This is a genomic window from Paenibacillus sp. FSL L8-0333 (genome assembly GCF_037965665.1).
GTDB classification, from domain to species: domain Bacteria; phylum Bacillota; class Bacilli; order Paenibacillales; family Paenibacillaceae; genus Paenibacillus_AQ; species Paenibacillus_AQ odorifer.
In genome coordinates, this window is sequence record NZ_CP150186.1 from 335,779 (window position 1) to 349,619 (window position 13,841).

Consider the following 13,841-nt stretch of genomic DNA (forward strand, 5'->3'; position numbering starts at 1 on the left):
CCCAAAAAAGAAGCAGGGCGCCTTCGTCATGATGCCGTAAGGCGCCTTTGTTCTATTCCCGCGACAAGGAGCGAGTAAGATGAAACAAAGAAGCCGCGGTGTGATCCTGGCACTTATTCCATTTGCACTAATGGTGTTAGCCTTTCAACTGGTACCTATAATATCCATGCTGACGGGAAGCTTACGCACAGCGGACGGAACGGGATTTACGTTAGGCAATTATCTGCATGCGTTGCAAAGTGCCTATTACATGCAGGCGATTAAGAACAGTCTGCTAATCTCCATAACCTCAAGTCTGATAGGGATCATTGTCGGACTTTTTTGTGCTTATTGCATTACCCGGTTTACCCCGAGAGTACGCGATAGACTTCTAATGCTGTCGAATATGACCTCTAATTTCGCAGGTGTTCCGCTGGCGTTTGCTTATATCATTTTGCTCGGAAATAATGGGGTGTTTACACTCTTATTTAAACAGTGGGGCTGGAGTGTTTTTGCCGATTTTGATCTATATAGCTGGTCAGGTCTAATACTGGTGTATGTATACTTTCAGGTTCCGTTAGCCTTATTGCTTTTGTACCCGTCCTTTTACGGAATCCGTGAGCAGTGGAGAGAGGCAGCGTCTTTACTGGGGGCTGGGCCTTGGCAGTTCTGGAAGACGATTGGCCTGCCTATTCTAACTCCAGCGATCTTTGGCACACTTGGAATTCTTTTTGCTAATGCAATGGGTGCTTATGCCACGGCTTACGCATTGGTTGGCGGAAATTACAATCTGTTGGCGGTACGTATCGGTTCACTGGTTGCCGGAGATGTGGTTACACAGCCACAAATGGGGAGTACGCTTGCTGTTCTTCTTGGTCTGACTACGATTTTGGCGGTTTATCTGAACCATTTAATGGTGCGGCGCGCGGAGAGGTTCGGAACGAAAGCGCTCAGTAAACCGGATGTGAAAACCACAGCTCCCCGGCGTTTATGGACAGCTCGTGAGGAGGTAGGGCAATGAATATACGCAAAGCAGGCTTCGCTCCACGCACCTTCATGCTGCTGCTCATGGTGTATTTGCTGCTTCCTCTTTTGGCGACGGGTATTTATGCTTTTGCACAAGACTGGCAGAATACCCTGCTGCCCCGAGCTTGGACCTTGAATTGGTTTGGGGAAATGTTTGAGGATATTCGCTTTCTGGAGGCGCTTTGGACCTCGCTTTATTTATGCCTGATCAGCGTGGTGCTGAGTCTGGCCGTGATGCTGCCAGCTGTTTTTGTCATCACCCTCTATTTTCCGCGCTGGGAGAGCTTTATGAAAGGTATTGTTGTTTTGCCTTATGCGGTGCCTGGTGTTGTGGCTGCGGTAGGTCTTATTCGTACCTATTCCTCTGGTCCTTTTGATATCGCTGGAACAGCGTATTTATTGGTGGGCGCATATTTTGTGGTCATCCTTCCCTATATGTATCAGGGCATTCGCAATAGTCTGTTAACGGTTAATGCCGTAGAACTGCTGCATGCTGCGGAGCTGCTTGGTGCCCGCCGAAGAACGGCCTTCTTGAATGTGATTTTGCCTAATATATGGCCTGGGGTTATCGTCTCTACACTGTTATCATTTTCAGTTCTATTCGGCGAATTTGTTCTTACGAACATGTTAGTTGGCGGACATATTCAGACGATTCAGGTATATCTATATCAAAGGGTTGGTGAAAGTGGACATTTGGCCAGTGCGATTGCGATCTCTTATTTTCTGTTTATTCTAATTCTTTCGATGGTACTAATGAAGCTCGGTAAAAAGATGGGGGGAGGTATTAAGGGATGAATGATTATCTAAAGCTGCAGGGTGTACGCAAAATGTTTGGGAATACCTGTGTGTTAGACAATGTTGATTTGGAGATCCGTGAAGGTGAGCTTGTGACACTGCTAGGCCCCTCCGGTTGTGGAAAAAGCACATTGCTACGCTGCATAGCCGGTCTTTCAGAGCTGGATGGCGGCAGAATTCTTTTGGAAAATAAAGATCTGGGAAGTTTGCCGCCCCGTAAGCGCGAGGTAGGAATGGTGTTTCAGTCTTATGCCTTGTTCCCCAATCTGACGGTGAGCCAAAATATCGAGTATGGAATGAAAATGCGGGGACTATCGAAATCAGCCCGCCATCATCGCTGCGCGGAATTGCTGGCATTGGTCGATCTGGAGGATAAACGGGATGTATATCCGCAGTCCCTCTCTGGTGGACAGCAGCAGCGGGTAGCGCTGGCTCGTTCTCTAGCGGTGCAGCCCAAAGTATTGCTGCTGGATGAACCCTTAAGCGCACTAGATGCTAAGATACGCAAGAATTTACGTGCTGAAATCCGTGATATTCAAAAAAGGTTTAACATGACGACACTATTCGTGACGCATGATCAGGAGGAAGCACTGATTCTTTCTGACCGCATCTGTATTATGAATGGTGGCCGGATTGTGCAGGATGGCACACCTGAGGGGTTGTACTCCGCACCACGAACAGAGTTCGTTGCCCGGTTTATGGGCAGTTACAATGTATTGACCCGATCAGAAGTGATGACGTTGTTCCGGGGGATAGATAGCACGAAGGACCGATTTGCTATTCGGCCTGAGGCGGTTACGCTGCTGCATGAGGGCGCGGGACTTCACGAGGTTGCTGCCGGACTGCAACTGGTGGATGGCATCATTAAATCTGTCTCCGTATTGGGCAATATTGTTAGGTGTACGGTAGAGGTGGAAGACATTTCTTTAACGGTTGATCTTTTAAATGACGGACGCTGGCTGAGGCTGGTGGAAGGGGCTAACGTCACCTTGGCTCTGAACCCTTCTGAGCTGCTGCATCTGGAACGAGAGGGAGCGTAATAAGATGACTGAAATGAACAATAAACTTATTGTGGTAGTGTTGGACGGACTTAGATATGAGGCCGCACGTGAATATATGGGGTATATGGAGCATCTGGTGGAGCAGGGGAAAATATCATGTCACCGAGTGAAATCGGAATTACCCAGTCTGTCACGCCCGCTTTATGAAGTGCTCTTGACGGGTACACCCGTGTCCAAAAATGGAATTACGGCTAACCATATTGTGAGACCAAGCCATGAAGAGAGCGTATTCCATCTGGCAGTGGGCGCTAATTTGCGCACAGCTGCTGTCGCCTATCATTGGGTCAGTGAGCTTTATAATTCGGCCCCTTTTGATCCGCTTGCTGATCGCCATCAGCACAATGTGATGAAGCCCATTCAGCATGGCAGTTTTTATTTCGAGGATCACTATCCCGACAGTCATGTGTTTGCCGACGCTGTGTATTTACGGAGTGCCTATGATCCGCATTTCCTATACATTCACTCCATGAATATAGATGACGCCGGGCATCGTTATGGCGGAGAGAGCAAGGAATATGAGTTTTCAGTGCGTAATGCTGACGGTCTGTTGGCCACTGTTTTGCCCATTTGGATGGAACAGGGCTATAAGATTATGATTACGGCAGATCATGGAATGAACGCAAATGGGTACCACGGCGGGATAACCCCTTCCGAGCGAGATGTGCCATTATATACGTTTGGGGTAGATGTATTATCTTCGGAAAAAGAGGAAGAAGTACTGCCACAGCTGCGACTGGCTCCTTTAATGTGCCACTGTTTGGGGCTGGCCCCTTCGGCAGCAATGAGTAAGGAGGGCTTGCCTCCACTTGTGCAGAAGCAATCCCATGACAAAGTGGAAGAACCTTTGCCGTTGGTATGAAATAAAATAATTAGCACGAGAAAAATCATATATTTCAACCAATTAGGAGGTTGTCTATTGAGCGCTTCTAAAGCTATGAAATGGATTACGGGTTCCTGTGAAATTATTTTGGCAATTCCAATCCTGGGTGCTGCTATTGTTATTGGCACGGGGTATTCCGTTCTGGGGTTGATGTTTATTCTACATGTGATTACATTGATTTTATCTTCAAGAGACCGTGAGTCTATCTACGGTTCAGTGCTAGGAATTATAACTTCTTTATTGGCATGGATTCCTTTTGTGGGCTGGTTCTTGCACTTAATTACTGGGATTCTGTTGATGGTGAGTGGAGGACAGAAGTCCCGTTATCCTTCGAACCATATCTATCCACAGTGATGTAAAATGACTTCAATACAGCCCAATTCGGACGTTTGTCCGGTTGGGCTGTATTCATGTTATAATGAGGGCACATTTTAGCAGTAAGCACAGAGAGGAGGCGCATCCATATGGAAATAACCGCACAAGAAGTAGCAGAATGGATGGTGAAGGAGATTCGTTTTACGGGTACCTTGCATCAGACGGCGGCGATTGAATATGTGAAAGAGAATTTTGGAGAACAATTTGTATTTGTGAATGAGAACGGCAATGCCTCACTCTCCAAAGAAGTGAAGAAAGCTTTCCGGAAACTCCATGGCGGGAGAATTGCTTGGGATCGAGACGGGTTCTTGTGGGCTTGGACCTAAGTTTGGCGCTTCCAAACATGTACAAACTGTTCAACTTATATAATTAGTTAAAAAACGGACCATGCATGTACTGCAATGGCCCGTCTTTTTGCATTCTTTTTAGTTAGATATATTCTGTCATTCCCTGTTCCTTTAGAAGCTCCACGATATCTTTGACTGACTGCGCTTTATCCTTGGGACAGATTAACAGTGCATCCCCAGTATCCGCAATGATGAACCCGTCTACACCAATGGTCGTGATAAGTCTGCCATTTCCATAAATGATTGAGTTATGGGTATCTATTCCCACATGATTTGCTTTTATAATGTTGCCTGCATCATCCGGAGGGAAGATTGAACCCAGTGCATCCCAGCTACCGATATCATTCCAGCCAAATTGTCCGGAAAGCACGACAACTTCATCAGAGCGTTCTAAAATGCCGTAATCAATCGAAATATTCTGAAGCGTTGGGTAGATGGCATTAATAACTTCCTCTTCCTGATCTGTACCCAAACAATCACTGATGGGCAGCATGGTTTTGTAGAGTCGAGGTAGATAACGTTTGAAATTATCAATAATGACAGAGGTCTGCCAAATAAAAATCCCACTATTCCATAGATAATTACCGGATGCCAGATAACTCTGTGCATTCTGAAAGTTTGGTTTCTCTACAAATTCATCTACATCATATACAGCCACTGGGCTTGTCGCAATCGGCGTCTTATCAAAGGCAATATAGCCGTAGCCAGTAGATGGGAAAGTAGGCTTGATTCCGATGGTTACTATTTTGTCTGACTCCATGGCAACAGTACAGGCTTCGTCTAGTGTAAGACGGAATTGTTCCTCATCCGTTATATAGTGATCGGAAGGAAGGACGACCATTAAAGAATTGCCATGAGACTTCTCTATAGATAATGCTGCAAAAAGAATGCTAGCGGCTGTATTTCGCGCCACAGGTTCAATTAGAATATTAGCTTTGAGAACGCTGCTGTGCATAATACTCTCCAACAATACTGCTTGGGTACGATTAGTAACGATAACTGTATTCTCCTGAGGAATAATCCCTTTGAAGCGTTCAATCGTATCGTTTAACATAATGTCGTTGCCACTAATGTTCAGCAGCTGCTTTGGGATTTCTTGTCTGGACAGGGGCCAAAACCGTGTTCCGCCCCCGCCGGCTAGGATCGTAGCATATTTATTCATGATGCATCACCAACCGGGCAATTGTGAAGGATATAATGCTCTCCGAGCCTTGATTCAGGTTGAGCCCCGCCGCATGAATACCGTCATAACAAGCACCAGTCTGCGGATCGATTAGGGGGATTCCCAAGGAATTATGCCCTAGATACCAGTTGTAGCATAATTCTGCCTGCGCAAGATAAGAGGGGTCCTCAAGAACAACAGCTGCTTCCCGGCAGGCCAGCAGCATCTCGCAGGCTTCAATGGGCTGTTCATCATAGGGTGCAGCCAGCCCATCGCGCAGCAGCCAGCCATGGCTGCCGATCGGTTTATAGTAGCCTTTGCTGGAGAAGGTGGTTGAAGCTAGGAAATCCAGGCTTTCCTTGGCGGTCTCCCGCAGGTTTTTATTCCCGGAGATTAGGTAGGCCCGAAGCAGAGCCCAGGGCAGCATGGAATTGCCATAAGTGATGCTGTCCTCGAACCAATTCCAGCCGTGCCCCTTATAGCGGGTATATTGATTATGCAGCCGAACCGCAATATTTTCGATCAGACTCTCAATGGTTGCCCTTGGCAGAAAGGCGGCTTCTTCGGTCGTGTTTTCAGTATGCGGGTATGGAAAAGCATAACCTAATGGGCCGGGTGCTTCGGTAAGATAACTTAAGCCGATGATGGCATAGGCTCCGGCCCGAGGTGAGCCCAAGGCTTCCAGATGCGGCAGTGCCTGATTGATCAAATACCGGCAGGTATTCATCAGGTTGTCAGGCAGGGAAGCTGCATGCGACAAGGCGAACCCTAGTGCCCACAAGGTACGTCCCTGGCAATCTTCAGAACCTTTATCCTCTATAAAGGAGCGGTTATAATCCATGAAATTGCGAAAATTGCCGTCCGCTGTCTGGGAATGATAGATAAAAGAGATATACGTATGAATGAGATCGAGTGCCACGGCATCCCGGGAATTCTCGTACATTAAGACCGCAGCAATCAGGGCGCGGGCATTATCATCGGTAGTGTAGCCCTTGGAACGGTCCGGAACCCCAAACTTGGTATGCTGAAAGATTCCTGTATCGTCCGTGATTCTGCGCATATAGCCTGGTTTAGACTGTACTGTGGTGGAGGTTTCCATTAAATCACGCTCCGATCAGCTGACGCCGAGCTCTGGATATGGCTGTGGAACAAGGCGGCATAGATTTTGGCGATTTCGTTCCAGCGCATAGTGAGCCCGAGCTTCAACGTGCGGTCTTCCATCGTTTGCACCAGAGCAGGGCTGTTCAGCAAGCGCAAAATGCAGGCTTCCAAGGAAGCAGAATCATGAAAATCAGCCAGTAGACCGCGGCCTTCTGCCAGCATTTCCTGGGCGTAGCGGTAAGGGGTCGACACGATGACCCGGCCATAACCGACTCCGTAGGCCAGGGTGCCGCTGACGGCCTGATCCTTACCCAGATAAGGAGTCACATAGATATCTGACATGACCAAGGACTCTATTACTTCTTCTTGGGTCAGCAACTTATCGACGAATTGGACATTGTCCTGCAAGTCAAACATTTCTACGAGGTCCGTCAGTTTCTGGCGGTAAACTTCCCCGGATTCCAGCTTGACGACCGGATGGGTCTTGCCCCAGACAATGTAAAGTGCTTCGGGATGGCGCTTGACCACGCCGCGCATGGCTTCGATGCTGTATTCAATCCCTTTGCCGGGACTGAGGAAGCCGAAGGTGGAGAGGATCTTGCGGTCTGGATAACCGTATTGTGCTTTAAGGCTGGTGCGTGAGGCTGTGCTAACTTGAGGGACACCGTGATGGATGAATGTGATTTTGGAAACTGGGATCTCATAAATAGTAGATAAATCGGTAAGGGTTGATTCTGCCATCGTCACGACCTGCACGCTACGCTCGGCCAGACATCGGATGATCTGATGCTGCTTAGGGGAGGGCTTGGTCAACACTGTGTGAAAAACAACAACATACGGAATGTTCAAACGTTCGACAAAGGGGAGCAGGTATTCACCGCTTTCTCCGCCGTAGATGCCAAATTCATGTTGGATGACCAACAAATCGGTATCAGAATTGTTGAGGAAATCGGCCGTATCTATATAATCTGCGTAATTATGCTGGTCGATCTGCCGTATTACCTGCTGATCGTAAGCGTAGGTTTCATTGTTGTTTATGGCAATAATCCGGGGCGGGTTAAAGCCGGGAAGGTGGATAAGTTCATCTAGCAGATCCTGTGTGAACGTGGCGATACCGCACTCTCGCGGCAGACTGGTTCCCAGGAACACGATGTTGTGATTACGGACTGTATTTTTCATTCAAAGAGCCTCCCTAATGGTCTTGCGATTGGTCTGGATACAAAAAAAGAAAATAAAGAAGACTCTATTTTCTGAATAGGGAAAGGTATTTGGTTTTCTAAAATTAGAAATGTTGCAAATTATTTCCTAATCCAACTGTAACATGACCGTTTTATCTTGTCAATTCGATTGACGCCTTGGGGTTAGTACGGATATATTATTGGAGGAGGTGTATGAATGCCAGTCATACGCAGTAAACTGAGTGAGGTCATGGAGAGGCATGATCCGAAATTATCGATCCGCAAGCTTGCTAAAGAGATCAATTACCATTTTGATTCGGTACGCCGAATGTATAAGAATGAGATGGTGCAGTATCCAAGGGATCTGTTGCTAAAATTATGTGTATACTTTAATGTCCAGCCCGGCGAGCTGATTGCCATGGATGCGGAAGACAACGATTGGGTGATCGATCGTTCAAATGATTATGAGGAGGACGGCGATGACAAGGAACCCGGCACAGACAGCCACCTGTAAGCAGCTTCTGGATACATATCATGCCGGACGCGGTACAACCACTGTAAATAAACTGACGTTCACCGGTGTTGGGCACCGGGATGTCTATAATATAACCGCCCCGTTTATGTATAACGGGGAAGAGGTACTAATGGGAAGAGTTGAGGAACGGGACAGTGAGTTCTCTCAAGTCTTCTTTTTTACATGCCATGATGGGGTTTGGAGACCTCGTGCGCATACGCATACGTACAATTTACAGGACCCGTGCTGGACCCGGATCAGGGGGGAACTTATTGTGGGCGGGGTGGAAGTGATTACGGCAGCGGATGATCCGCATCGGATTATCTCCTGGGTGACCCAGTTCTACCGGGGTTATCACATCGATTCTTTGACCCACTTTTCTTCAGGCCCCGGCACGATGAAGGATATCCGGCTTATCGAGCTTGATAATGGCAGTGTAGGCGTATTTACCCGGCCGCAGGGCGAACGGGGTGGGCGAGGGCAGATTGGGTTCACAGTGATTCCTTCGCTGGACGAACTGAATGAGCAGACCTTTATTGATGCCGAGGTGCTACAGGATCAATTCGTGCCCGAAGAGTGGGGTGGAGCCAATGAAGCTCATCTGCTGCGGGGTGGGAAGGTGGGCGTGTTGGGCCACATTGCTTGCTTCGATAGCGCCGGAAACAAACACTATTATGCCATGGCTTTTTCGCTGAATCCTGAGACTTATAAGGCAACTCCGGTCAAAATAATAGCAGTCCGCAGTGATTTTCCGGCGGGCCCGGGCAAGCGCAAAGAACTGGAGGATGTCATCTTCAGCGGTGGCTTGAAACGTCTTGGAGGAGGCCGGGCGGTATTGTCTGTAGGGGTGAGTGACGCAGAAGCGTATCAGATTGAGATCGCGGACCCGTTTGACGAATATGAATCCTAGCGTTCTTTCAGTTGGTTTGACTAGATTATATGGTCATGTTACACTTAGTGTGACAAGAATTTATGGTCAAAGAGAGCGGGAAACCCAATGAATAAGTTTATTCAATTCAACACACGTAAGACTGACACCAAGTCCAACATCAATCAGGCGCGTAAGCAAGGACGTATTCCGGCTGTATTATATGGTATTGGTAAAGAGACTCTGACGTTGGAAGTGAATGAAAAAGAACTTCTGGACATTCTCAAAAAGAATCCGCGCGCAATTCTGCAAGGTAAGGTATCGGAAGATCTAGAGGTTCCGGTCGTGGTTCAGAACATTCAGAAGGATACCCTGTCCGGCAAAATTCTGCATATTGATTTTCAACATGTAAATATGAAAAAGAGCATGGACAGCAAGGTGACTATTCATTTTGCAGGTGAAGCCGTAGGTATTAAAGCAGGCGGTACGCTTCAGGTTGAAATTTATGAAGTGGAAGTTCGCTGTATGCCTGAAGATCTTCCTACCTCCATGGAAGTGGATATTAGCGGATTGGATATTGGCGACCAATTGCTTGTCTCTGATCTGATCTTTAAGGACGGGATTGAAGTGTTGACCGAACCGTCAACCGTAATGATCCAGATCAAGACCGTGCATGAAGAAGAGGAAGAAGAAGCGGTAGTAACTCCAGCCTAAACCTATATTTTTATTAAAAAAGCAAGTTTCCAGGGAAGAGGAAACTTGCTTTTTTTGCGTTGAATCATACAGGAACTTCTCGTTGGTCCTTTGCCATAGAGGAACTACATAACGGGCAGGGCTTTGAGGTTAAATGATCCTCAGCTCCGCCCGCTTTCATGCGTGTCCAGCCAGGACAGGTATTGCTGGTACAATTCCATACTGGAACGACATGGGTTCTTGTCGCAGTTGTGCGACTGGTAGGTAAGGATCTTGTTGTTACTGTTCTGCTCACCGTAGTCGTTGCTGTGGAAGAAACAGCAGAGCGGAAGGCTGATAACATGAAGCGGGAGACCTCTGCTTTTTTGCCTCGATGCCTCGCAGGTGAACTGATAAATAGCTCTTCCCGGGCTCTAGTAACAGCTACGTAAGCCAGTCTTCGCTCCTCTTCCAGTGCAGCCAAGCTTGAACTACCACTATTTGCAGCGGCCAGCTTGCGGTCCTTGAGCCGGTCGCCCTCCAGTGCGGAGCTATGCGGAAGAATTCCTTCAGAGGCTCCAATCAAAAAGACCACAGGAAACTCTAAGCCCTTGGATTTGTGAATGGTCATAAGCGCGATCCGATTCCCTTGTTCTTTGGTGCTTGGCTGACGATTATGTTCATTACGTTCCGTAACATTATCTATGAAATCTAGAAAGGCAGGAATACTATCAAATCGCTCTGCAGACGATTCTAGTTCATCTAGCATTTCTTTTAACGTTTCGCGATGCAAGGTTGCTTGATGCCGCTCATTTGCTTCGATGAAATAATCATAAAATTGCGTGCGGATCTGGCGAATCGCTTGGACTGGGGTTAACTCGCGCATATTGCGAATTAGATCCAGCCGCTCTCTAAGCTTAGTGCCCTTGAAATCCTCCATGCCGGGCATGGACAACAGATGGATTAGTGGGCCTTGCTTTGGTTGTCTAGCTTCCATTTGCCGGATGTGATTCATACCTTTTTCACGGTTCATATATAGAGTAGGCAGGATGTTCTCCATAGCCGCAAAATTCCGCCGATTCACGGAGAGACGCATATGATCCACGACCGGGGAAATTAGCCAGTGTTCGTACAGTAATTGGCCTTCTCCATAATCAATATAGGGAATATCGCGTAAAAGAAGTAATTCCAGAACGGCCCGGTTGCTGCTGGACGCTCTATATAACATGGCGAAGTCGCTATATTCTCTTTTGCCGCTCGAAACCTCGTTTAAAATATGCTCAACCATCTGCTCAGCTTCCTCGTCTGCTGTCTGCGGACGCATATACCGGGGCTGACTCCCGCTGCCTTTGGCAGCTTGCAGGGTTTTGGAACGCCGGCGCGTATTGTGCCGGATAATACCGTTGCCGAGTCCGACTATAGCTGGACCAGAACGGTAATTAATATCAAGTGTAATAACCCTTGCTCCTGGGTACAGCTTCTCGAATTCCAGAATAAATTCACTGCGTGCCCCATTGAAGGAATAAATCGTCTGGTCATCGTCGCCAACTACCATCAGATTATGCTGCGGGTGAGCAATCATTTTGACTAACTCGTACTGCAAGGCATTGGTATCCTGAAACTCATCCACCATCACGTATAGATATCTCATCTGCAATTCCTGCAAAAGCGTAGGACGCTCCTTCAGCATCCGATAGGCGATTAAGAGGACATCGTCGAAGTCGATTTTGAAATTGTCTAGTTTCCATTGTTCGTAGATTTCCAGAATGGATTTCATTTCTTTTTCAGCGGTGGTTCCTTCAGGCAAGCCTTCTACAGTACCCATGTTCATTTTGCAGGAAGAGAGCAGAGACAGTAGGGTTTCCGGTGGATACGCATCTTTAGGTAGCCCTAGCTCACGCATGATCTGTTTCAACAGGATGTGCTGGCGCCGCGTCTCACTGAAAATTTCTTGCTGCAATCCTTGTCTGCGCAAGAAAAATAAGAAAAAGGAATGAAAAGTACGGGCTTGCAGCCGCGCGACGTCCGCTGGGCCTACTCCCGGTAATAGGGCGATCCGCTCGCGCATTTCCGCCGCAGCTTTACTCGAAAAAGTCAGCAATAGCAGCTGACTTGGCGAGACGCCGCGCACGGACAACAAATAACCGGTTCTGCAGATCAGAACCGAGGTTTTGCCGGAGCCTGCGCCGGCCAGTGTTAGAAGCGGCCCTTTATGATGCCGTACCGCAGAAATCTGCGGACGGTTAAGCAGGATGCCGCCTTCTTCCAGCCTGCGGAAATAAGCGGAGTCCTCATCCTCCCGCTTCACCAGTTCTTGGCTTGTCTGCGCTGAGGCCACAGCCGCTTGCGGGATCCGCTCACCAGTAGCTCCCAGCGGGATAGTATGAAATAAAAGCTTATTCAATAGATTCACCTTCATTATTTCTGTATAGAGTAGTGATCTCAACAAACCTAGTTCTATGATGTTTGAGTTCATCTTAAAATGTGCCGAAAATTTAGCCAATCTACAATATACCATCCCAAGCTTTTTGCTGCACAGGAAAAGTGTTGGATATTGAGCCAGTAAAAATCTGGGGATTGGTGTGGGAGTGGGACACAACGGTGGTATAAATCCCGTAGATTGGCAGGAATGTGGCTGCGTGGGCGGAATGTGCGGTATAAATCCCGCAGATTAGCTGGATCGTGGCTGCGTGGGCGGAATGTGCGGTATAAATCCCGCAGATTAGCTGGAATGTGGCTGCGTGGGCGGAATGTGCGGTATAAATCCCGCAGATTAGCTGGATCGTGGCCGCGTGGGCGGAATGTACGGTATAAATCCCGCAGATTAGCTGGATCGTGGCTACGTGGACGGAATGTACGGTATAAATCCCGTAGATTAGCTGGATCGTGGCTGCGTGGGCGAAATGTACGGTATAAATCCCGTAGATTAGTTAGAATGTGGCTGCGTAGACGGAATGTACGGTATAAATCCCGTAGATTGGCAGGAATGTGGCTGCGTGGGCGGAATGTGCGGTATAAATCCCGTAGATTGGCTGGAATGTGGCTGCGTGGGCGGAATGTGCGGTATAAATCCCGTAGATTAGCTGGATCGTGGCTGCGTGGGCGGAATGTACGGTATAAATCCCGCAGATTGGCTGGAAAGTGGCTGCGCGGGTGAAATGTACGGTATAAATCCCTTAGATAGGCTGGATTGTGGCTGCGTGGGTGAAATGTACGGTAAAAATCCCGTAGATTAGTTGGAATGTGGCTGCGTAGACGGAATGTGCGGTATAAATCCCGTAGATTAGTTGGAATGTGGCTGCGTAGACGGAATGTGCGGTATAAATCCCGTAGATTAGTTAGAATGTGGCTGCGTAGACGGAATGTACGGTATAAATCCCGTAGATTGGCAGGAATGTGGCTGCGTGGGCGGAATGTACGGTATAAATCCCGCAGATTAGCTGGAATGTGGCTGCGTGGGCGGAATGTACGGTATAAATCCCGCAGATAGGCAGGAATGTGGCTACGTGGGCGGAATGTACGGTATAAATCCCGTAGATTAGCTGGAATGTGGCTGCGTGGGCGGAATGTGCGGTATAAATCCCGCAGATTAGCTGGAATGTGGCTGCGTGGGCGGAATGTACGGTATAAATCCCGTAGATTAGTTGGAATGTGGCTGCGTGGGCGGAATGTACGGTATAAATCCCGCAGATTAGCTGGAATGCGGCTACGTGGACGGAATGTACGGTATAAATCCCGCAGATAGGCAGGAATGTGGCTACGTGGACGGAATGTACGGTATAAATCCCGCAGATAGGCAGGAATGTGGCTGCGTGGGCGAAATGTACGGTATAAATCCCGTAGATAGGCTGGATTGTGGCTGCGTGGGCGAAATGAGAGGCAA

16 protein-coding genes are annotated in these 13,841 nt (G+C 48.0%); 12 read left to right on the top strand and 4 right to left on the bottom strand.

The genetic code is table 11. The features are described 5' to 3' along the window. Positions 1 to 79: 79 nt before the first annotated feature. From NYE72_RS01500 to NYE72_RS01525, 6 genes are all read left to right on the top strand, one after another. Positions 80 to 1,000: an ABC transporter permease subunit gene (locus NYE72_RS01500; protein WP_076101167.1), complete on the top strand. Its 921-nt coding sequence runs from the start codon at positions 80 to 82 to the stop codon at positions 998 to 1,000. Next, positions 997 to 1,800 (top strand): ABC transporter permease subunit, encoded by an 804-nt coding sequence (locus NYE72_RS01505; RefSeq protein WP_051491499.1) that lies wholly within the window; start codon positions 997 to 999, stop codon positions 1,798 to 1,800. The genes NYE72_RS01500 and NYE72_RS01505 overlap by 4 nt, the downstream gene beginning before the upstream one ends. Beyond that, positions 1,797 to 2,840 (top strand): ABC transporter ATP-binding protein, encoded by a 1,044-nt coding sequence (locus NYE72_RS01510; protein WP_038568274.1) that lies wholly within the window; start codon positions 1,797 to 1,799, stop codon positions 2,838 to 2,840. Before NYE72_RS01505 ends, NYE72_RS01510 begins: the two co-directional genes overlap by 4 nt. A 4-nt stretch (positions 2,841 to 2,844) precedes the next feature. Next, on the top strand, positions 2,845 to 3,720 hold the full coding sequence (locus tag NYE72_RS01515; RefSeq protein ID WP_052096718.1) for an alkaline phosphatase family protein: 876 nt from the start codon (positions 2,845 to 2,847) through the stop codon (positions 3,718 to 3,720). Positions 3,721 to 3,777: 57 nt separating this feature from the next. Continuing rightward, positions 3,778 to 4,095 (top strand): hypothetical protein, encoded by a 318-nt coding sequence (locus tag NYE72_RS01520; protein ID WP_036687337.1) that lies wholly within the window; start codon positions 3,778 to 3,780, stop codon positions 4,093 to 4,095. Positions 4,096 to 4,205: 110 nt separating this feature from the next. Further along, the gene (locus tag NYE72_RS01525) at positions 4,206 to 4,442 is read left to right on the top strand and encodes a hypothetical protein (protein WP_036687339.1); all 237 of its coding nucleotides are present in this window, start codon (positions 4,206 to 4,208) and stop codon (positions 4,440 to 4,442) included. 103 nt (positions 4,443 to 4,545) lie between these two features. Here the strand turns inward: NYE72_RS01525 and NYE72_RS01530 are convergent, their stop codons facing one another. The 3 genes from NYE72_RS01530 to NYE72_RS01540 are packed head-to-tail and all read right to left on the bottom strand — an operon-like array spanning position 4,546 to position 7,905. Then, positions 4,546 to 5,625, bottom strand: a complete 1,080-nt coding sequence (locus NYE72_RS01530) for a mannose-1-phosphate guanylyltransferase (RefSeq protein WP_036687341.1) — start codon at positions 5,623 to 5,625, stop codon at positions 4,546 to 4,548. Next, complete coding sequence (locus NYE72_RS01535) at positions 5,618 to 6,724, bottom strand: glycosyltransferase (protein WP_076107360.1); 1,107 nt, start codon at positions 6,722 to 6,724, stop codon at positions 5,618 to 5,620. The genes NYE72_RS01530 and NYE72_RS01535 overlap by 8 nt, the downstream gene beginning before the upstream one ends. Next, positions 6,724 to 7,905 (bottom strand): glycosyltransferase family 4 protein, encoded by a 1,182-nt coding sequence (locus NYE72_RS01540; protein ID WP_036687342.1) that lies wholly within the window; start codon positions 7,903 to 7,905, stop codon positions 6,724 to 6,726. Before NYE72_RS01540 ends, NYE72_RS01535 begins: the two co-directional genes overlap by 1 nt. A 216-nt stretch (positions 7,906 to 8,121) precedes the next feature. Between NYE72_RS01540 and NYE72_RS01545 the strand changes: the two genes are divergently transcribed. The 3 genes from NYE72_RS01545 (at position 8,122) to NYE72_RS01555 (ending at position 10,000) form a co-directional block, all read left to right on the top strand. Next, positions 8,122 to 8,418, top strand: a complete 297-nt coding sequence (locus NYE72_RS01545; RefSeq protein ID WP_051491502.1) for a helix-turn-helix transcriptional regulator — start codon at positions 8,122 to 8,124, stop codon at positions 8,416 to 8,418. Continuing rightward, on the top strand, positions 8,384 to 9,328 hold the full coding sequence (locus tag NYE72_RS01550) for a DUF1861 family protein (RefSeq protein WP_038568279.1): 945 nt from the start codon (positions 8,384 to 8,386) through the stop codon (positions 9,326 to 9,328). The genes NYE72_RS01545 and NYE72_RS01550 overlap by 35 nt, the downstream gene beginning before the upstream one ends. An 87-nt stretch (positions 9,329 to 9,415) precedes the next feature. Continuing rightward, positions 9,416 to 10,000, top strand: a complete 585-nt coding sequence (locus NYE72_RS01555; RefSeq protein ID WP_052096720.1) for a 50S ribosomal protein L25 — start codon at positions 9,416 to 9,418, stop codon at positions 9,998 to 10,000. Positions 10,001 to 10,064: 64 nt separating this feature from the next. Here the strand turns inward: NYE72_RS01555 and NYE72_RS01560 are convergent, their stop codons facing one another. Then, positions 10,065 to 12,362 carry a UvrD-helicase domain-containing protein gene (locus NYE72_RS01560; RefSeq protein WP_076141407.1) on the bottom strand — a complete coding sequence of 766 codons (2,298 nt, stop codon included), beginning with the start codon at positions 12,360 to 12,362 and terminating at the stop codon, positions 10,065 to 10,067. 216 nt (positions 12,363 to 12,578) lie between these two features. Here NYE72_RS01560 and NYE72_RS01565 point away from each other — a divergent pair, with 216 nt between their 5' ends. The 3 genes from NYE72_RS01565 (at position 12,579) to NYE72_RS01575 (ending at position 13,703) form a co-directional block, all read left to right on the top strand. Then, on the top strand, positions 12,579 to 13,115 hold the full coding sequence (locus NYE72_RS01565) for a hypothetical protein (RefSeq protein ID WP_339211151.1): 537 nt from the start codon (positions 12,579 to 12,581) through the stop codon (positions 13,113 to 13,115). An 84-nt stretch (positions 13,116 to 13,199) separates the two neighbouring features. Further along, on the top strand, positions 13,200 to 13,448 hold the full coding sequence (locus NYE72_RS01570; RefSeq protein ID WP_339211153.1) for a hypothetical protein: 249 nt from the start codon (positions 13,200 to 13,202) through the stop codon (positions 13,446 to 13,448). A gap of 6 nt (positions 13,449 to 13,454) precedes the next feature. Beyond that, the gene (locus NYE72_RS01575) at positions 13,455 to 13,703 is read left to right on the top strand and encodes a hypothetical protein (RefSeq protein ID WP_339211155.1); all 249 of its coding nucleotides are present in this window, start codon (positions 13,455 to 13,457) and stop codon (positions 13,701 to 13,703) included. Positions 13,704 to 13,841 lie beyond the last annotated feature (138 nt).